This is a genomic window from Pseudomonas anuradhapurensis (genome assembly GCF_014269225.2).
Lineage (GTDB): Bacteria > Pseudomonadota > Gammaproteobacteria > Pseudomonadales > Pseudomonadaceae > Aquipseudomonas > Aquipseudomonas anuradhapurensis.
Window position 1 is genome coordinate 5,088,205 of record NZ_CP077097.1, and the last position, 17,692, is coordinate 5,105,896.

The window sequence follows — 17,692 nt, forward strand, 5'->3', positions numbered from 1 at the left end:
CCCTGACCTGTGCATTGGAAGACCTTGTGACTGCTCCGACTTTCCTGGACAAGCGCTGGCTCACCGAAGCGGTACGCCTGCGCGAGGAACATGCCGGCCCCCTGGAGGACCAGGAAGCCAACCGCCGTGCCCGCCAAGCGGGAGGTGACCTGGCGACCCGGGTTGAAACCCGTGCGCTGTTCCTGGCTGAACGCGACGGCATGAGCGTCGCCCTGCGCCACTGGAAACAGGGCGCGCGCCTGGCGCTGCTGGCCTTGCTGATACTGGCCATGCTCAGCGGCGCGGGGCTGGCCTTGGCGGCCCTCGGTGATGGCCAGCGCCCGGTAAATGTGTTCTGGGCATTGGGCAGCCTGCTCGGGCTTGACCTGCTGATGCTGCTGGGCTGGGCCATCGGCTTTGCCGCCAGCGGCGAGTATGGCGCCGGGCTGGGCCGCCTGTGGCTGTGGCTGAGCGAACGCTTCGCCCGCGACGCCAAGGCCGCGCACCTGGCCCCGGCACTGTTGGTTCTGTTGCAGCGCCAGCGCCTCAGCCGCTGGTTGCTCGGCCTGCTGGTGCACGGGTTGTGGCTGCTGGCGATGATCAGCGCGCTGGGCATGCTGCTGGCCTTGTTGGCCACCCGCCGCTATGGCTTCGTCTGGGAAACCACCCTGCTCGCTGCCGACCCGTTCATCCACCTGACCCAGGCCTTGGGCGCCCTGCCCTCGCTGCTGGGCTTCGCCGTGCCCGACGAGGGCATGATCCGTGCGAGCGGCGACAGCTTGCCGGCCCTGGACCTGGCACGGCAAGCCTGGGCCAGCTGGCTGCTCGGCGTGGTGCTGGTTTATGGCTTGTTGCCACGCCTGCTGCTGGCCGGCTTGTGCCTGTGGCGCTGGCGCCAGGGCCGTGGGTGCCTGGCGCTGGATCTCAGCCTGCCCGGCTACGCGCAACTGCGTGAAGCGCTGATGCCACGCAGCGAACGCATCGGCGTACAGGACGCCGCGCCCGATGCCTTGCAGGCGTTCACCGCCGGCCAGCTGGAAAGCGGCAGCAGTGGCGCACTGCTGGTCGGCCTGGAACTGGACGACCAGCGCCCCTGGCCACCCACATTGCCGAAAAGCGTGACCGATGCCGGTGTGCTCGATAGCCGTGAATCGCGTAACCGGCTGCTGGAGCAGCTCAGCCGCTTCCCCCCGGCGCGCCTGGCCATTGCCTGCGACCCACGCCGCTCGCCCGACCGTGGCAGCCTGGCGCTGCTCGCCGAACTGGCACGCAATGCCGGCGCAACCCGCATCTGGCTGCTACAGGCCGCACCGGGCCAGGCCCTGGACGCGCAGCGCCTGGGTGACTGGCACGAAGCCCTCGACCGGCTTGGCTTGCCACATGCCGATACCTCACCACTGACCTGGCTGGAGCATGGCCATGACTGAGCCACTGAAACTGGCCGTGGTCGGCCACACCAACGTCGGCAAGACCTCGCTGCTGCGCACCCTGACCCGTGACGTCGGCTTCGGCGAGGTATCCCACCGCCCCAGCACCACCCGCCACGTAGAAGGGGCGCGGCTGTCGGTGGACGGTGAGCCCCTGCTGGAACTGTACGACACCCCGGGCCTGGAAGACGCCATCGCCCTGCTCGACTACCTTGAACGCCTGGACCGCCCGGGCGAGCGCCTCGACGGCCCGGCCCGTCTGCAGCGCTTTCTGCAGGGCAGCGAAGCACGCCAACGTTTCGAACAGGAGGCCAAGGTGCTGCGCCAGCTGCTGGCCAGCAATGCCGGCCTGTATGTGATCGATGCCCGCGAGCCGGTACTGGCCAAGTACCGCGACGAGCTGGAGGTACTGGCCAGCTGCGGCAAGCCGCTGCTACCGGTGCTCAACTTCGTCGCCAGCCACGCGCATCGCGAGCCGCAATGGCGTGAAGCCCTCGCCCGCCTTGGCCTTCACGCATTGGTGCGGTTCGACAGCGTGGCCCCGCCAGAGGATGGCGAGCGCCGGTTGTACGAAAGCCTGGCGCTACTGCTGGAAAACGCCCGCCCGGCCTTGCAGCGGCTGATCGACGACCAGCAGGCGCAGCGCCTGGCACGCCGGCACAGCGGCAAGCGCCTGATCGCCGAGCTGCTGCTGGACTGCGCCGCCTGCCGGCGCAGTGTCGAGGCCGAGCCAGCGGCCGAGGCCCGGGCCATCGAGGCGCTGCGGCAAGAGGTACGCCAGCGCGAACAGCGCTGTGTCGAAGCGTTGCTCAAGCTGTATGCCTTTCGCCGCGAGGATGCCCATGCCAGCGACCTGCCGTTGCTGGATGGCCGCTGGGGCGACGACCTGTTCAATCCGGAGACCTTGAAACTGCTCGGCGTGCGCCTGGGCAGCGGTGTGGCGGCCGGTGCTGCGGCCGGTGCCGGGGTCGACCTACTGGTGGGCGGCCTCACCCTCGGCGCGGCGGCACTGGCCGGGGCGATTGCCGGAGGCGCGCTGCAAACCGCCCGCAACTATGGGTCGCGCCTGATGGGCAAGTTGAAAGGCAAGCGCGAGCTGACCGTGGACGATACCGTGTTGCGCCTGCTGGCCCTGCGTCAGCAGCAGCTGCAGGTCGCGCTGGAAAATCGCGGGCATGCAGCGCAGGACAGCATTCGCCTGGAAGCGCTGGATGAGCAGACCTGGCGTGAGGGCAAGTTGCCGGAGGCACTGGTGAAGGCGCGGGCGCATCCGCAGTGGTCCACCCTGAACCCTGGGGCGAAGCTGAACCAGGCGGAGCGGCAAGAGCAACTGGAGGCGCTGGTTTCGCAGATCTGAGCCTGCAGGCCTGGTCTCATCGCCGGCAAGCCGGCGATTGGGCCTGTGCTGGCAGCCAGCATTTCAAAGTAACGCCAGCGCCTTCTGTTTCAACTCATCCAGGTCGAGCAGCGCAACATCGACCTGTTTGGCTCTCTCGTCCCAATCCCGCATCCGCAAGCTCACCTCGAACAGCGGGTCGCGTTCGAACGCATCCGCCTCGGCCTCGTTCATCACGCCCCCCTGATATCCCAGCGTGCGCCGGCTCGCCTCGCTCAACCGCTGGTAATACCCCGGCTGGCGCAAGGTCAGGTAGCGCTTGGCCTCCACGTGGTTCTGCACCAGCCGCGCCATGCGCTCGCCAAAGCCACAGCGGCGCAGGTACTCGGCGCCGATGCGTTCATGGCTGACCACGCCATAGCCGCCCATGCTGGCGTCACCGCCGCACAGGTGGCCGATGTCGTGGAAGAACGCCGCCAGCACCACTTCATCGTCAAAGCCCTCGGCCATGGCCAGTTGCGCGGCCTGGGACATATGTTCGAGCTGAGTGATGGCCTCGCCGATGTAATCGTCATTGCCGTGGCGCTGGTAAAGGGCAAAGATGCTGTCGATGATCTGGGTTGGGGTAGGCATAACAGCCTTCTCCTGGCGTGATTGCGGTGCTGGATGCTGCGCGGGCACGCCCGCGAAGAGGCCAGTGCGGGTTACTGCTGGGCGACCTTCTCCGATTTGCCGTCATAGCGCTTGCGCCACTCGGCCAGGATCTGGTCACGGTTCTGCGAAGCCCAGGCAAAGTCGTTGTTGATCAACCGCTGTTCGTAATCCGCCGGCAACTCGGTCTGTGGCTTGGCGATACCCGGCGCGGCCAGCACGGCAAAGTTCTCCTTGTACAGCTGCATGGCCGCCGGGCTGGCCGAGAAATCAGCCAGGCGCCTGGCCGCATCCGCCTTCGGCGAGCCCTTGATCACTGCGGTCGCCTCGATCTCCCAGCCCAGGCCTTCCTTCGGCAGCACGATGTCCAGCGGCGCGCCCTGGCGCTTGAGCTGCACGGCCGGGTACTCGAACGAGATGCCAATCGGGAACTCGCCCGCCGCCGCCAGCTTGCACGGCTTGGACCCGGAATGAACGTATTGGCCGATGTTCTCGTGCAAGGCATCCATGTAGGCCCAGCCCTGCGGCTCGCCAAAGGTCTGCAACCAGGCACTGACATCTAGGAAGCCGGTGCCGGACGAGGCCGGGTTGGGCATGACGATCTTGCCCTTGTACTCGGGCTTGGTCAGGTCCTGCCAGCTGACCGGCTTGCTCAGGCCCTGCTTCTCGGCCTCGATGGTATTGAAGCACAGGGTGGCAGCCCACACGTCCATGCCGACCCAGGCTGGCGGGTTGGCAGCATCGCGATAGTTACCGGCGATCTTGTCCAGGTCCTTGGGTGCATAGGCTTCAAGCATGCCATTGTGATCGAGGATGGCCAGGCTCGATGCCGCCAGGCCCCATACGGCGTCAGCTTGCGGGCGGTCTTTCTCGGCCAGCAGCTTGGCGGTGATGATGCCGGTGGAGTCACGGACCCACTTGATCTCGATGTCCGGGTTGGCCTTCTCGAAGGCCTGCTTGTAGCTCTTCAGCTGTTCGGCTTCCAGCGCGGTGTAGACCGTCAGCTGGGTAGCCGCGGCCGAGGCCTGCAGGCTGAACACGGCGGAAACGGCAGCGGCAAGTGCAAGGTGCTTGTGCATGGGTAGGTTCCTTACAGGTCAGACGGTCGCGGCGCGTTGGCGCCAGGCTTGGGAGCGGCGCAGCAGGCCGCGTGAGGCTGCGGCCAGCAACAGTGAAGCGCCAGCACTGGTCAGCAGGATCAGGGTGGACATCGCGGCGGCACCGCCGACGTTGCCGGCGTCGTCCATGTTCAGCACGGCGACGGCAGCCAGGATGGTGTCGGGGCTGTACAGGAAGATCGCCGCCGAGACGGTGGTCATCGCCGAGACGAACAGGTAGCGGATGATGTCCAGCAGCGCCGGCAGGCAGATCGGCACGGTCACCCGCAGGAAGTGCTGGTACAGTGGAGCCTTCAGCGATAGCGCGGCGGCCTCGAACTCGCCGTCGAGCTGGCGCAGCGCGGTGGTCGCGGTCATCTGTGCGGTGGTCAGGTAATGGGCAATGGTGCACACCACCAACAGCCCCATGCCGCCATAGAACACGTGCAAGGGGTTGCCGTTCAGGTTGAAGAAGAACACGTAGCCCAGGCCTAGTACCAGGCCCGGCACAGCCATGGGGATGAAGCTGAGCAAGCGCAGCGCCTGGTTGAGCAGGCGTTGGCCCTGGGTCTTCTCCATCAGGTAGGCACCGGTGAAGATTACCATGCTGCCGATCAGCGCAGTGCCGACGGCCATGGTCACGCTGTTGCGATAGGCCAGCCAGCCGCCTCCGGCGGTGTCCTCGAACATGTAGTGACGCAGCGACAGCGACAGGTTGTAGGGCCAGAAGGTAACCAGCGACGAATACACCGCCATGCCAATCACCAGCAGCAACGCCGCACACACCAGTAGCACGATGGCCAGGAAGCAGGCATCGCGGGCCCGTGACGGCTTTGCCTCGAACACCTGGGCACGACCGCTCATGGCCTCGCCCTGGCGTCGGCGCAGCCAGGCGTCGACGGAAAAGCTCAACAGCGCCGGCACCAGCAGCACCATGCCGATCAACGCTCCACGGCCAAACTGTTGCTGGCCGACCACGGCCTTGTAGGCTTCCAGCGCCAGCACCTGATAATCACCGCCAACCACGACGGGTACGCCGAAGTCGGTGATGGTCAGGGTGAACACCAGGCAGAACGCCGCGAACACTGCCTGGCGCGTGGCCGGCCAGGTGATGCTGACAAAGGCCCGCCACGGCCCGGCGCCCATGCTGGACGCGGCGTCGAACAGGCGTGCATCGGCCAGCGAGAGGGCCGACAGCAGGATCATCAGCGCATGTGGGAAGGTGTAGATGGCTTCGCCCAGCACAATGCCCCAGAAGCCATAGATATTGTCGCTGAGCAACCCGCGCAGAAGCCCCTGGTTGCCGAACAGGTAGACCAGGGCAATGGCCGGCAGCATCGACGGCGCGAGCAGCGGTAACAGGGAAATGCCCCGCCACAGGCCCTTGGCCGGGACCAGCGTGCGTTGCAACGCATACGCGAACAGATAGGCCAGTGGCACCACGATGGCCGCGACGGTGAAAGCAACCGCCAGGCTATTGCCCAGCAACCAGTGGAAGTTGGCACTGGCGAACAGCTCGCCTGCCGCCACCAGGCCGCCACCCTGGCCCGCTTCGGCGCTGAAGCCGCGCCAGAAGATTGCCAGCAGCGGCATCAGCACCGCCACCAGCAGCAGGATCAGCAGCAGGCTCTTGCCGCCGACGACGAACAACCGGTCACCCCGGGCGACGCCAGCGTTTCGAGCGGCTTGGGCCTGGCTCAACGGCAGGGACATTGGCGCGGCCATCTCAGGCAAACACCTGCAGGCACTGTGGCGGCAGTGCCACCCAGATGTCCTGCGAGCCCAGCCGTGGCATGGCCTCGGGGGCCAGCTCGGCCAGCAGCGCATGGCCTGGCAGGGCCTTGAGCTCGAAGCGCATGCGGCAGCGGTTACCGAGGAAGGTGATCTCGCGGATCAACGCCGGGAACAGGTTGTCTTCGGGTACCGGCGGGTTGACCGCGATCGCCTCCGGGCGACAGAACAGCCGGCCACTGCTGGCTTGGGCCGCACCCGGCGCCAGGCGCATGTTCATGCCGCCCACCTGGGCATGGCTGTCGCCGCTGCGCTGGAACGGCAACCAGTTGCCCTGGCCGACAAATTCGGCAACGAATGGCGTGGCGGGCTGGTCGTAGATTGCCTGTGGGGTGGCGTACTGCTCGACCCGGCCGTTGTTCATCACCGCAATGCGGTCGGCCATCAGCATGGCTTCGTCCTGGTTGTGGGTGACCATCAGCGTGGTGATGCCCAGCTGGCGCTGCAACTGGCGCAATTCGCTGCACAGGTGCTCGCGCACGCGGGCATCCAGCGCCGACATCGGCTCGTCGAGCAGCAGCAGGGAGGGCGCCGGTGCCAGCGCACGGGCCAGGGCCACACGCTGTTGCTGCCCACCGGAGAGCTGGCCAGGGTACTTTTTCTCGCTACCGACCAGGCCTACCAGTTCGAGCATGTCGGCCACCCGCTGGCGGGCCTGATCGCGGCCGCTGCCGGCCAGCCCGTAGGCGATGTTGGCTTCGACGCTCAGGTTGGGGAACAACGCGTAGGACTGGAACAGGATGCCGTAGTCCCGGGCCTGGGGTGGCAGCGCGGAGACATCGCGCTCGCCGATGAACAGCGTGCCGCTGTCCTGGTGCTCCAGGCCGGCGATGCAGCGCAGCAGGGTGGTCTTGCCGCAGCCGGACGGGCCCAGCAGGCACACCAGCTCGCCGGCGTTGATGTCCAGCGAGACATCGTTGAGCGCGGTGAAGGCACCGAAGCGCTTGTGGATGTTGCGCACTTTCATCGGTGCGCCGGAGGTGGTGGGGTTCATGGCAGGGCCTCATCGAAGAGATGGGGCCATGCTAGGAAGGCTATGCGAAGGTTGTGTGGCTTCAGGGCAAAAGCCGGCAATAGTGGTATAGGCAGATTTTGTAGGAGCGGCCTTGTGTCGCGAAAGGGCTGCGAAGCAGCCCCAGCAGTTTTTTGCGGTGAAACTGAAATCCCGGGGCTGCTTCGCAGCCCTTTCGTGACACAAGGCCGCTCCTACAGGCTGTGCTGGTCTTGAATCAGAAACGCGGACCCGCCACCTCTTGTGCCACCCCCAGGAAAGCGGCCGGCAACCTGGCCTGACGCCGCTCCTTCAGGCAATACAAGTACTCGTGCATCACCGGCGCGTTTTCCAGTGCCAGCACCCGCAGTTCGCGGTTGTGCGGCACTTCGTGCCGGGCAATCACGCTGATGCCGATATTGCGCAACACCGCCTCGCGGATCGATTCACGGCTGCCAATTTCCAGCAACGTGCCGGCCGTCACCCCGGCTTCCCGCATCATCTGCTCGGTCAGCTTGCGCGTGGTCGAGCCTTTCTCGCGCAGCAGCAGGCAATGCCCGGCCAGCGCCTCGATCGAAACCGCCTGGTGATGGGCCAACGGATGATTGCGGTGCACCGCTACCACCAGCGGGTCGGTCCCCAGTACCCGCCGCACCAGCCGCGCATCCTCCACCAGCTGCGACGAAGCAGCGATATCCACCCGGTACTCCTCGAGCATCTCCAGCACCTGCTGCGAGTTGCCGATTTCTACCGCCACGTCCACTTGCGGCAGGCGTTCACGGTAGATCTTCACCAGGTCGAGAATGTAGTAAGGTGCCGTGGCCGCAATGCGCAAGCTGCCCTGGGCCTGGCCGCTGTTACGCAGTTCGAATTCGATGTCGGCCTCCTGCTGCAGCAGCGCCTTGACCATCGGCAGCAGGCGCCCGCCCTCTTCGCTCAGCACCAGGCGCCGTCCGCCGCGGTAGAACAACTCCACCGCGTACTGGCTTTCCAGGTTACGAATCTGCGTAGTCACCGTGGGCTGGCTGAGCCCGAGCTTCTTCGCCGCCAGGGTGATGCTGCCCAGGCGGGCCACCATGTAGAAGGCTTTGAGCTCCGAACTCAGCATGCACGTCCTCTTATTTGCGCAACAGGCGCAAGCCGTTGAACACCACCAGCAGGCTGACGCCCATGTCGGCGAACACTGCCATCCACATGGTGGCCATGCCAGCAAAGGTGATCGCCAGGAATACTGCCTTGATTCCCAACGCCAGAACGATGTTCTGCATGAGGATCGCCGCACTTTGCCGCGACAGCCTGACGAAGGCCGGGATTTTCCGCAAGTCGTCGTCCATCAACGCAACATCGGCAGTTTCGATGGCGGTGTCGGTACCGGCCGCCGCCATGGCAAAACCGATCTCGGCACGGGCCAGCGCCGGCGCATCGTTGATGCCGTCCCCGACCATGCCCACCCGGTGGCCCTGGGCGTACAACGTTTCGATGCTCTGCAGCTTGTCGCCGGGCAGCAGGTTGCCTTCGGCGCGGTCGATGCCGACCACGGCAGCGATGGCCTGGGCGGTATGCGGATTGTCCCCGGTCAACATGACCGTCTTGATGCCCAATTCATGCAGCTCGGCGATGGCCTGGCGGCTGCTGTCCTTGACTGTGTCGGCCACGGCGAACAAGGCCAGCGGGCCGGAGCGGTCGAGCAGCAGCACCACCGTCTTGCCCTGACGCTCCAGCGCATCCAGCTGGGCCTCCAGTTGCGGCGAGCACAACCCCAACTCCTCGACCAGGCGGTGGTTACCCAGGTGGTAGACCTCGCCGGCGATGGTACCCCGCACGCCACGGCCGGCCAGGGCCGCGAAATCTTCGACCTCGGCCAGGGCCAGGCCTTTCTGCCTGCCGAACTGCGCGATGGCGCGCGACACCGGGTGGTCCGAACGCACGCCCAGGCTTGCGGCCAGGGCCTGGGCGCGGCCTTCGAACAGCGGCTCCAGTACCTTGGCATCAGTCTGCACGGGCTTGCCATGGGTGATGGTGCCGGTCTTGTCCAGCGCCAGGAAGTCCAGATGGCGGCCGCCCTCCAGGTACACACCGCCCTTGATCAGGATACCTTTGCGTGCGGCGGCGGCCAGGCCGCTGACAATGGTCACCGGGGTTGAAATCACCAAGGCACACGGGCAGGCCACCACCAGCAGCACCAGGGCGCGATAGACCCAGTCGGACCAGCCGCCCGCCAGGAACAGCGGCGGTATTACCGCCACGGCCAATGCAATGGCGAACACCGCCGGGGTGTAGATGCGCGAGAAGCGGTCGACGAAGCGCTGGGTCGGCGCCCGCGCACCCTGGGCTTCCTCGACCGCCTTGATGATCCGCGCCAGGGTCGATTGCCCGGCAGCGGCGGTGACGCGAAACTCCAGCGCCCCCGCCTGGTTGATGGTGCCGGCAAACAGCTTGTCGCCAACCGCCTTTTCCACCGGCAGGCTTTCGCCGGTGATCGGCGCCTGATCGACGCTGGACTGCCCACTTGTCACTTCGCCATCCAAGCCGATGCGCTCGCCGGGGCGTACCCGCACCAAGGCACCGATGGCCACCTCGCGCACCTCCGTTTCGTGCCATTGGCCATCGGCCTGGCGCACGGTGGCCATGTCCGGGGCGAGCTGCATCAGGCCGCCGATGGCGTTGCGTGCCCGGTCCAATGAGCGGGCTTCGATCAGTTCGGCGACGGTGAACAGCACCATCACCATGGCGGCTTCCGGCCACTGGCCGATCAGCACGGCGCCGGTCACGGCAATGCTCATCAACGCGTTGATATTGAGGTTGCGGTTCTTGAGGGCGATCCAGCCCTTCTTGTAGGTACCCAGGCCACAGCCCAGGATTGCCGCCAGCGCCAATGCCGCCACCACCCATTCTGGTGCCAGCGCCCAGAAGTGCACGATTTCGGCGGCGAGCGCGGCAACGCCCGACAGTGCCAGCGGCCACCAGCGAGCCTTGGCCGATTGAGGCGCGCGGCGGGTGCCTTCATCTGCGCTGCCAAGCGGTTCGGCTTTCATGCCCAGGCTGTCGATCGCCTGTTCGATTTCAGCCGTGCCGTCCAAGGTGTGACGTACGCCGAGTACGCGGTTCAGGAGGTTGAATTCCAGCTGTTCGATACCCGCCAGCTTGCCCAGTTTGTCCTGGATCAGCGTTTGCTCGGTCGGGCAGTCCATGGCCTCGATGCGGAAGCGGCTGAGCTGGGCGTGGCTGCTGGCCTTTCCGCTCACCTGTACCTTGGCGGGCGCAGCGGAGGCGTCACAGCAGCTGTGGGCGTGGTGGTGATGCTTATGTTCGTGGCTGACAGACTGGTTCATGAGTGCGTCCTTGATTTGCGCCTGTTGCCAAGTGAACACCCTGTAGCCACTATAGGGTCAAGCCACTTGCTGGAGATTTGCTGATGAAGATCGGAGAACTGGCCAAGGCCACCGATTGCGCCGTGGAAACCATCCGTTACTACGAGCGCGAACAGCTGCTGCCCGAGCCGGCACGCACAGAGGGCAACTATCGGCTGTACACCCAGGCCCACGTCGAGCGGCTGACCTTCATCCGCAACTGCCGCACCCTGGACATGACCCTTGACGAAATCCGCAGCCTGCTCCGCCTGCGCGACAGCCCGGAGGGTTCTTGCGGCAGCGTCAATGCGCTGATCGACGAGCATATCGAGCATGTGCAGGCACGCATCGATGGGTTGGTGGCGCTGCAGGAACAGCTTGTGGAGCTACGGCGGCGCTGCAATGCACAGGGGGCTGAGTGCGCGATCTTGCAGCAACTGGAAACGAACGGGGCGGTATCGGTGCCGGATACCGAGCATTCGCATGTGGGGCGCAGCCACGGGCATTGAGCCCAAAAAGCTTCGCGGGCACGCCCGCTCCCACAGGGACCGCGCCGCACCTGAAGGCTGCGCTGAACCTGTGGGAGCGGGCGTGCCCGCGAATAGGCCAGTTCAGGCAATAGCGATCAGTCAGACCGCCATTGGCGCCGTCATCGGCGCATGGTGCTCATACCCTTCCAGCCAGAAATCACTTGGCTCGATCTTCTCCAGCCACTCCGGCTCGTACTTGCCAGTCTCGGCAAACGCCGGCACGCGGTCGCTGATCACCAGCTTCGGCGCTTCCAGCGGCTCGCGCTTGAGCTGTTCGTTGAGCATGTCCAGGTGGTTTTCATACACATGGGCATCGCCGATGAAGTAGGTGAACCACCGCGGGGTGTAGCCGGTAAGGCGGCCGAACAGCGACAACAGGGCCGCACCTTCGGTGAGGTTGAACGGTGTACCCAGGCCCAGGTCGTTGGAGCGGATGTACAGGGTCAGGGAAATTTCCTTCGTCTCTACATTCGGGTGGAACTGGTACAACAGGTGGCACGGCGGCAGCGCCATTTCGTCCAGCTGCGCGCAGTTCCAGCCGTGGAACAGGATACGCCGGCTGCCCGGGTCGTTGGCGATGGTGTCCAGGCACTGACGCACCTGGTCGATGGCCTTGTACAGGATGACAAAGGCGACCCCGTCCTCCTCGTCCTGGGCAATGCGGCGGAAGCCTGCCCGCTCGGCCATCTCGATGGCCTCCGGGTTGCTCAGCGGGATGCGCTTGTAGCCCGGCCACTGGCGCCACTGCACGCCGTAGATCTCGCCCAGGTCGTCCTGGCCCTGGCGGAACGGGTTGGCCAGCCACTGGGCGTTTTCGTTGGCATTCTGGTCCCACACCTTGCAGCCCAGTTCGCGGAATTCACCGGCGTTTTTCACACCGCGCAGGAAACCGACCATTTCGCCGATCGCCGACTTGAACGCCAACTTGCGCGTGGTGATGGCCGGGAAGCCCTTCTGCAAGTCGAAACGCAGCATGGCGCCCGGCAGGCTGATGGTGCGGATGCCGGTGCGGTTGCCCTGCAGCGTGCCGTTTTCGATGACGTCGCGGACCAGGTCCAGATACTGTTTCATGGCTTACCTGTAGCAAGAACGGCAGGAGGATCGCCCCTGCCGTGGGATTAATCAGGCGGGTTTCGCCGTGGGCTTGCGATTATAAGCCCACCAGATCAGGCCGAGGCCAGCCAGGATCATCGGCACGCACAGAATCTGACCCATGGTCAGCCAGCCCCAGGCCAGGTAGCCGAGCTGGGCATCTGGTACGCGGACGAATTCGACGATGAAGCGGAAGATGCCGTAGAACAACGCGAACATGCCCGACACCGCCATGGTTGGCCGCGGCTTGCGCGAGAACAGCCAGAGGATGACGAACAGCGCCACGCCCTCGAGGGCGAACTGGTACAGCTGCGACGGGTGCCGTGGCAGCTGCGCCGGGTCGCTGAACGGCGGGAAGATCATCGCCCACGGTACATCGGTCGGCTTGCCCCACAGCTCGGCGTTGATGAAGTTGCCGATGCGCCCGGCGCCCAGGCCGATCGGCACCAGCGGGGCAACGAAGTCCATCAGCTCGAAGAACGACTTGTTGTTGCGCTTGCCGAACCACAGGGCCGCCAGCATCACGCCGATGAAGCCGCCGTGGAACGACATGCCGCCTTTCCAGACCTCGAAGATCAGCGTCGGGTTGGCCAGGTAGGCGTGCAGATCGTAGAACAGCACGTAGCCCAGCCGGCCACCGACGATCACCCCCATCGACAGCCAGAACACCAGGTCGGAGAGCTTTTCGCGTGTCCAGGTGGGGTCGAAGCGGTTCAGCCGGCGCGAGGCGAGCAGCCAGGCACCCCCTATGCCGACCAGGTACATCAGGCCGTACCAATGGATTTTCAGCGGCCCGATGGCTACGGCCACGGGATCTATCTGCGGGTAAGGCAGCATGGAACTTCCTCTCGGTTCAAATCAGAAAGCTGAGCCCGACGCAGAACAGCAAGGCTGCGAACAGGCGCTTCAACAAACGTGGCGACAACTTGTGCGCCAGGCGCGCGCCGAAGCGGGCGAAAAACATGCTGGTCACGGCAATGCCGACCAGCGCCGGCAAGTACACGTAACCCAGGCTATGAGCCGGCAGGTGCGCCTCATTCCAGCCCAGCAGCATGAAACTCAGGGCACTGGCCACGGCAATCGGCAGGCCGCAGGCCGAGGACGTAGCCACCGCCTGCTGCATGGGCAGGCTGCGCCAGGTCAGGAACGGCACGGTCAGCGAACCACCGCCAATGCCGAAAATGGCCGAGGCCCAGCCGATCACCCCACCGGCACCGACCAGCGCGGGTTTGCCGGGGATGCCACGGCTGGCCTTGGGCTTGAGGTCCAGGGCCATCTGGGCGGCGATGACCAGGGCGAACACGCCAATGATCTTCTGCAGCAGCGGCCCCTGGATCAGCGAGGCGGTCTTGGCGCCGATACCGGCGCCGATGAGGATGCCGAGGGTCATCCAGGCGAAGATCGGCCACTGCACCGCGCCTTTGCGATGGTGTTCGAGCACGGCGTTGATCGAGGTGAAGACGATGGTTGCCAGCGATGTGCCGACCGCCAGATGAGTCAGCACCGAGGCATCGAACCCCTGCAAGGTGAAGCTGAACACCAGCACCGGCACGATGATGATGCCACCACCCACACCGAACAACCCGGCCAGCACACCGGCACAGGCGCCCAACACCAGATAGAGCACGAATTCCATTCGTCTTCCCCCAAAAAACAATCCGGCATGGTAACGGAAGCCGGGCTCGGCGCTCTAGTGAAGTCTGTGTCAGGATGGATCAGCCCCACCGCTGTGGGTACAGTGGCAAAAACACACAGAGGCTCGAACGATGTGCCTGATCGTATTCGCCTGGCGACCAGGGCATGCCCTGCCATTGGTGGTGGCGGCCAACCGCGACGAGTTCTATGCTCGCCCTACCCAGGCCCTGGCAGCCTGGGAAGACGCACCAGGGGTGTATGCCGGGCGCGACCTGGAGGCCGGCGGAACCTGGTTGGGGGTGGGTCCGCAAGGGCGTTTCGCGGCGCTGACCAATATCCGCGACCCACGGCAACCGTTGGGTCCACGTTCACGCGGCGAGCTGGTAGCCGCCTACCTGCAGGGTGAGCTGGGGGTGGAGGCCTATCTGGATCAGGTGGCCAGCCGTAGTGATCAGTATTCGGGGTTCAACCTGTTGGTGGGCGATGGCCGACAGCTTGGCTACCTGCATGCGCGGGAGGCCGCACCGCGCTTGCTCGAGGCCGGGGTGTACGGGTTATCCAACGCCGGGCTGGATACGCCATGGCCGAAGCTGGTGAAGGCGCGCAGCGGGCTGCAGGGTTTGCTCGAGACGGCAGACCCGCAGCGGTTGCTGGCCTTGCTGGCCGATGCCGAACCTGCGCCGGAAGGCGAGTTGCCGGAGACCGGGGTGGGATTGGCGACCGAGAAACTGCTGTCGAGTGTGTTCATTGCCAGCCAGAACTATGGCACGCGGGCGAGTACCGTGCTGTTGGTAGATGATCAAGGCAGAAGGCGGCTGGTTGAGCGCAGTTTCGGGCCGTTTGGTGGGCACCTGGGGGAAGTTGATCTTATGGTTTGAGGGCCAAGGGGGCTGCTTTGCAGCCCTTTCGCGACACGAGGCCGCTCCTACAGGGGATCGCCTATCCCTGAGCAATTGCATTCTCTGTAGGAGCGGACTCGTGTCGCGAAAGGGCCGCCAAGCGGCCCCGGCACTTCACAGGGTCTTATTGGCCTCTGGCCCGATCATCCGTGCCAGCCCCAGGTTCTTCAGGGCCAGCTGCAGCGAGCTGTGGATAACCTGCGGGTTGTCATGGCTCAGGGCTTCCACCAACAGCTCCTTGGCCTTGCTCAGGTTCACCTGGCGCAACATCCATTTCACCTTCGGCAGGTTGGTGGCGTTCATCGACAGGCTGTCGAAGCCCATTGCCATCAACAGGATCGCCGCCGCCGGGTCACCGGCCATCTCGCCACAGATGCTCACCGGCTTGCCTTCGCCGTGGGCGTCGCGCACCACCGTGTTGAGCGCCTGCAACACCGCTGGGTGCAGGTAGTCATACAGATCGGCCACACGCGGGTTGTTGCGGTCTACGGCCAGCAGGTACTGGGTCAGGTCGTTGGAACCGACCGAGAGGAAGTCCACCTGCCGCGCCAGCTCCTTGGTCTGGTACACCGCCGCAGGAATTTCGACCATCACGCCCACCGGCGGCATTGGCACATCGGTCCCTTCGTCGCGCACTTCGCCCCAGGCGCGGTGGATCAGGTGCAGGGCCTCTTCCAGCTCATGGATGCCGGAAATCATCGGCAGCAGGATACGCAGGTTGTTCAGGCCCTCGCTGGCCTTGAGCATGGCGCGGGTCTGCACCAGGAAGATTTCCGGGTGGTCGAGGGTGACGCGGATACCGCGCCAGCCGAGGAACGGGTTTTCTTCCTTGATCGGGAAGTACGACAGCGATTTGTCGCCGCCGATGTCGAGGGTGCGCATGGTCACCGGCAGCGGGTGGAATGCCGCCAGCTGCTCGCGGTAGATGGCCAGCTGCTCCTTCTCGCTGGGGAAGCGCTGGTTGATCATGAACGGCACTTCGGTGCGGTACAGGCCCACCCCTTCGGCACCGCGCTGCTGGGCACGGGCCACGTCGGCGAGCAGGCCGGTGTTGACCCACAGCGGCATGCGATGGCCATCCGGGGTAACGCACGGCAGTTCGCGCAGGGCATCAAGGCCGCGGGCCAGCTGGCGTTCCTCTTCGACCACATCGCTGTACTGTTTGCGCAGCACTTCGCTGGGGTTGGTGAACACCTCGCCCTTGTAGCCGTCGACAATCATCTCGATGCCGTCGACCTTGGAATAGGGCAGGTCGACCAGGCCCATCACCGTGGGGATGCCCATGGCACGGGCCAGGATGGCGACGTGGGAGTTGCCCGAGCCCAGCACCGAGACCAGGCCGACCAGCTTGCCTTCCGGCACTTCGCCGAGCATCGCCGGGGTCAGCTCTTCACTGACCAGGATGGTGTTGTCGGCATACACCAGGGACTGCGAGCGGGCCTCCTGCAGGTAGGCCAGCAGGCGCCGGCCGAGGTCCTTGACGTCGGAGGCGCGCTCACGCAGGTAATCATCGTCCATCAGCTCGAAGCGGTTGACGTGCTCGCCCACCACCTGGCGCAAGGCGCCCTGGGCCCACTGGCCGGTCTTGATGACTTCGGTCACCTCACCGCCCAGGGCCGCGTCCTCGAGCATCATCAGGTACACATCGAACAACGCGCGTTCTTCCGGGCGCAGCTGGGTAGCCAGCTTGGCGGACAGCTTGCGCATGTCGTCGCGCACGCCTTCGAGGGCGTTCTGGAACAGGCTCAGTTCGGCGTCGATGTCATCGACGGTCTTGTCCGGCACCACCTCCAGGTCGGCCGGCGGCAGCATCACCACCGCGCGCCCCACGGCGGCCCCAGGCGAGCCCGGCACACCGACGAAGCGCGCTTCCTGGATGCCCTTGCCCTGACGGCCGAGGCCGCGGATCGAGCCGGTCGCCTCGGCGTGGGCGATGACCCCGGCCAGCTGGGCGCTCATGGTGACCAGGAAGGCTTCTTCGCCCTCGTCGAACTGGCGACGCTCCTTTTGCTGGATGACCAGTACCCCGACCACGCGGCGGTGGTGGATGATCGGCGCACCGAGGAAGGAGGCGAATTTCTCTTCGCCGGTTTCGGCAAAATAGCGGTAACGCGGGTGATCGGCGGCGTTTTCCAGGTTCAGCGGCTCTTCCCGGGTACCGACCAGGCCAACCAGGCCCTCGTTGGGGGCCATGCTGACCTTGCCGATGGAGCGCTTGTTCAGGCCTTCGGTGGCCATCAGCACGAAGCGGTTGGTTTCCGGGTCGAGCAGGTAGACCGAGCAGACCTGGCTGCCCATGGCCTCCTTGACACGCAAGACAATGATCCCCAACGCCGACTTGAGATCTTTGGCGGAGTTTACTTCCTGGACGATCTTGCGCAGCGTATTGAGCATGGCTCGGGGTCGAACTCCGTCGTCAGTCGCGCGTCAGCAGACGCGGTGCTAGCTCTTTCAGGGCGCGTCGGTAGACCTCGCGCTTGAATGTCACAACCTGGCCCAGCGGGTACCAATAGCTGACCCAGCGCCAGCCGTCGAATTCCGGCTTGCCGGTCAGGTCCATCCGCACCCGTTGTTCGTTGCTGACCAGGCGCAGCAGGAACCACTTCTGCTTCTGGCCGATGCACAGCGGCTGGCTATGCGTACGTACCAGTCGCTGGGGTAAACGATAACGCAACCAGCCACGGGTGCAGGCAAGAATTTCCACATCATCGCGTTCCAGGCCAACTTCTTCGTTCAGCTCGCGGTACAGGGCGTCTTCCGGCGTCTCGTCAGGGTTGATGCCACCCTGGGGGAATTGCCAGGCATCCTGGTTGATCCGTCGAGCCCATAGCACCTGCCCGGCATCATTCGTGAGAATGATTCCGACATTGGGGCGAAAACCATCCGGGTCGATCACGGCAGCAACCTCGCAAAC

At 65.2% G+C, this 17,692-nt stretch carries 15 protein-coding genes; 4 read left to right on the forward strand and 11 right to left on the reverse strand.

Annotated elements, in window-relative coordinates; genetic code table 11:
- The first annotated feature begins 14 nt into the window (after nt 1-14).
- Nucleotides 15-1,406, forward strand: a complete 1,392-nt coding sequence (locus HU763_RS23205) for a DUF2868 domain-containing protein (RefSeq protein ID WP_186684443.1) — start codon at nt 15-17, stop codon at nt 1,404-1,406.
- A complete protein-coding gene (locus tag HU763_RS23210; protein ID WP_186684188.1) occupies nt 1,399-2,763 on the forward strand; it encodes a GTPase/DUF3482 domain-containing protein in 1,365 nt (454 codons plus the stop codon). Before HU763_RS23205 ends, HU763_RS23210 begins: the two co-directional genes overlap by 8 nt.
- Before the next feature lie 63 nt (nt 2,764-2,826).
- Here the strand turns inward: HU763_RS23210 and HU763_RS23215 are convergent, their stop codons facing one another.
- The 6 genes from HU763_RS23215 to HU763_RS23240 all read right to left on the reverse strand — a co-directional run bounded on the left by HU763_RS23215 (nt 2,827) and on the right by HU763_RS23240 (nt 10,604).
- Nucleotides 2,827-3,375, reverse strand: a complete 549-nt coding sequence (locus HU763_RS23215) for a phosphonate degradation HD-domain oxygenase (RefSeq protein WP_170033465.1) — start codon at nt 3,373-3,375, stop codon at nt 2,827-2,829.
- A 71-nt stretch (nt 3,376-3,446) separates the two neighbouring features.
- Nucleotides 3,447-4,472, reverse strand: coding sequence for a putative 2-aminoethylphosphonate ABC transporter substrate-binding protein (locus HU763_RS23220; RefSeq protein ID WP_186684186.1), 1,026 nt, complete (start codon nt 4,470-4,472; stop codon nt 3,447-3,449).
- 18 nt (nt 4,473-4,490) lie between these two features.
- Nucleotides 4,491-6,215, reverse strand: coding sequence for a putative 2-aminoethylphosphonate ABC transporter permease subunit (locus HU763_RS23225; protein WP_186684184.1), 1,725 nt, complete (start codon nt 6,213-6,215; stop codon nt 4,491-4,493).
- A gap of 1 nt (nt 6,216) precedes the next feature.
- Nucleotides 6,217-7,275: a putative 2-aminoethylphosphonate ABC transporter ATP-binding protein gene (locus HU763_RS23230; RefSeq protein WP_170033471.1), complete on the reverse strand. Its 1,059-nt coding sequence runs from the start codon at nt 7,273-7,275 to the stop codon at nt 6,217-6,219.
- A gap of 235 nt (nt 7,276-7,510) precedes the next feature.
- Nucleotides 7,511-8,380 carry a LysR family transcriptional regulator gene (locus tag HU763_RS23235; protein ID WP_186684182.1) on the reverse strand — a complete coding sequence of 290 codons (870 nt, stop codon included), beginning with the start codon at nt 8,378-8,380 and terminating at the stop codon, nt 7,511-7,513.
- Between the two features lie 10 nt (nt 8,381-8,390).
- A complete protein-coding gene (locus HU763_RS23240) occupies nt 8,391-10,604 on the reverse strand; it encodes a heavy metal translocating P-type ATPase (RefSeq protein WP_186684180.1) in 2,214 nt (737 codons plus the stop codon).
- An 83-nt stretch (nt 10,605-10,687) separates the two neighbouring features.
- On the opposite strand from HU763_RS23240, the gene cadR reads away from it, so the two are divergent.
- A complete protein-coding gene (cadR, locus tag HU763_RS23245; RefSeq protein WP_186684179.1) occupies nt 10,688-11,131 on the forward strand; it encodes a cadmium resistance transcriptional regulator CadR in 444 nt (147 codons plus the stop codon).
- Nucleotides 11,132-11,251: 120 nt separating this feature from the next.
- On the opposite strand, the gene HU763_RS23250 is transcribed toward cadR, so the two are convergent.
- Genes HU763_RS23250 through HU763_RS23260 form a run of 3 tightly spaced genes read right to left on the reverse strand, consistent with a single transcriptional unit; the run spans nt 11,252 to nt 13,880 of the window.
- Complete coding sequence (locus HU763_RS23250; RefSeq protein WP_186684177.1) at nt 11,252-12,223, reverse strand: thymidylate synthase; 972 nt, start codon at nt 12,221-12,223, stop codon at nt 11,252-11,254.
- Nucleotides 12,224-12,274: 51 nt separating this feature from the next.
- Nucleotides 12,275-13,081 carry a prolipoprotein diacylglyceryl transferase gene (lgt, locus tag HU763_RS23255; RefSeq protein ID WP_170033507.1) on the reverse strand — a complete coding sequence of 269 codons (807 nt, stop codon included), beginning with the start codon at nt 13,079-13,081 and terminating at the stop codon, nt 12,275-12,277.
- Nucleotides 13,082-13,097: 16 nt separating this feature from the next.
- Nucleotides 13,098-13,880: a sulfite exporter TauE/SafE family protein gene (locus HU763_RS23260; RefSeq protein ID WP_170033509.1), complete on the reverse strand. Its 783-nt coding sequence runs from the start codon at nt 13,878-13,880 to the stop codon at nt 13,098-13,100.
- Nucleotides 13,881-14,010: 130 nt separating this feature from the next.
- Between HU763_RS23260 and HU763_RS23265 the strand changes: the two genes are divergently transcribed.
- Complete coding sequence (locus HU763_RS23265) at nt 14,011-14,757, forward strand: NRDE family protein (protein ID WP_186684175.1); 747 nt, start codon at nt 14,011-14,013, stop codon at nt 14,755-14,757.
- A 135-nt stretch (nt 14,758-14,892) separates the two neighbouring features.
- Here HU763_RS23265 and ptsP read toward each other — a convergent pair whose 3' ends face one another.
- Both ptsP and HU763_RS23275 read right to left on the reverse strand, forming a co-directional pair.
- Nucleotides 14,893-17,172, reverse strand: a complete 2,280-nt coding sequence (gene ptsP, locus HU763_RS23270) for a phosphoenolpyruvate--protein phosphotransferase (RefSeq protein ID WP_170033513.1) — start codon at nt 17,170-17,172, stop codon at nt 14,893-14,895.
- 22 nt (nt 17,173-17,194) lie between these two features.
- On the reverse strand, nt 17,195-17,674 hold the full coding sequence (locus HU763_RS23275; protein WP_003249017.1) for an RNA pyrophosphohydrolase: 480 nt from the start codon (nt 17,672-17,674) through the stop codon (nt 17,195-17,197).
- Nucleotides 17,675-17,692: the final 18 nt, after the last annotated feature.

Excerpts from the sequence above, each read along its gene's own strand:
- HU763_RS23210 (WP_186684188.1), top strand. The coding sequence starts at position 1,399 with ATGACTGAGCCACTGAAACTGGCCGTGGTCGGCCACACCAACGTCGGC.
- HU763_RS23215 (WP_170033465.1), bottom strand. The coding sequence starts at position 3,375 with ATGCCTACCCCAACCCAGATCATCGACAGCATCTTTGCCCTTTACCAG.
- HU763_RS23220 (WP_186684186.1), bottom strand. The coding sequence starts at position 4,472 with ATGCACAAGCACCTTGCACTTGCCGCTGCCGTTTCCGCCGTGTTCAGC.
- HU763_RS23225 (WP_186684184.1), bottom strand. The coding sequence starts at position 6,215 with ATGGCCGCGCCAATGTCCCTGCCGTTGAGCCAGGCCCAAGCCGCTCGA.
- HU763_RS23230 (WP_170033471.1), bottom strand. The coding sequence starts at position 7,275 with ATGAACCCCACCACCTCCGGCGCACCGATGAAAGTGCGCAACATCCAC.
- HU763_RS23235 (WP_186684182.1), bottom strand. The coding sequence starts at position 8,380 with ATGCTGAGTTCGGAGCTCAAAGCCTTCTACATGGTGGCCCGCCTGGGC.
- HU763_RS23240 (WP_186684180.1), bottom strand. The coding sequence starts at position 10,604 with ATGAACCAGTCTGTCAGCCACGAACATAAGCATCACCACCACGCCCAC.
- cadR (WP_186684179.1), top strand. The coding sequence starts at position 10,688 with ATGAAGATCGGAGAACTGGCCAAGGCCACCGATTGCGCCGTGGAAACC.
- HU763_RS23250 (WP_186684177.1), bottom strand. The coding sequence starts at position 12,223 with ATGAAACAGTATCTGGACCTGGTCCGCGACGTCATCGAAAACGGCACG.
- lgt (WP_170033507.1), bottom strand. The coding sequence starts at position 13,081 with ATGCTGCCTTACCCGCAGATAGATCCCGTGGCCGTAGCCATCGGGCCG.
- HU763_RS23260 (WP_170033509.1), bottom strand. The coding sequence starts at position 13,880 with ATGGAATTCGTGCTCTATCTGGTGTTGGGCGCCTGTGCCGGTGTGCTG.
- HU763_RS23265 (WP_186684175.1), top strand. The coding sequence starts at position 14,011 with ATGTGCCTGATCGTATTCGCCTGGCGACCAGGGCATGCCCTGCCATTG.
- ptsP (WP_170033513.1), bottom strand. The coding sequence starts at position 17,172 with ATGCTCAATACGCTGCGCAAGATCGTCCAGGAAGTAAACTCCGCCAAA.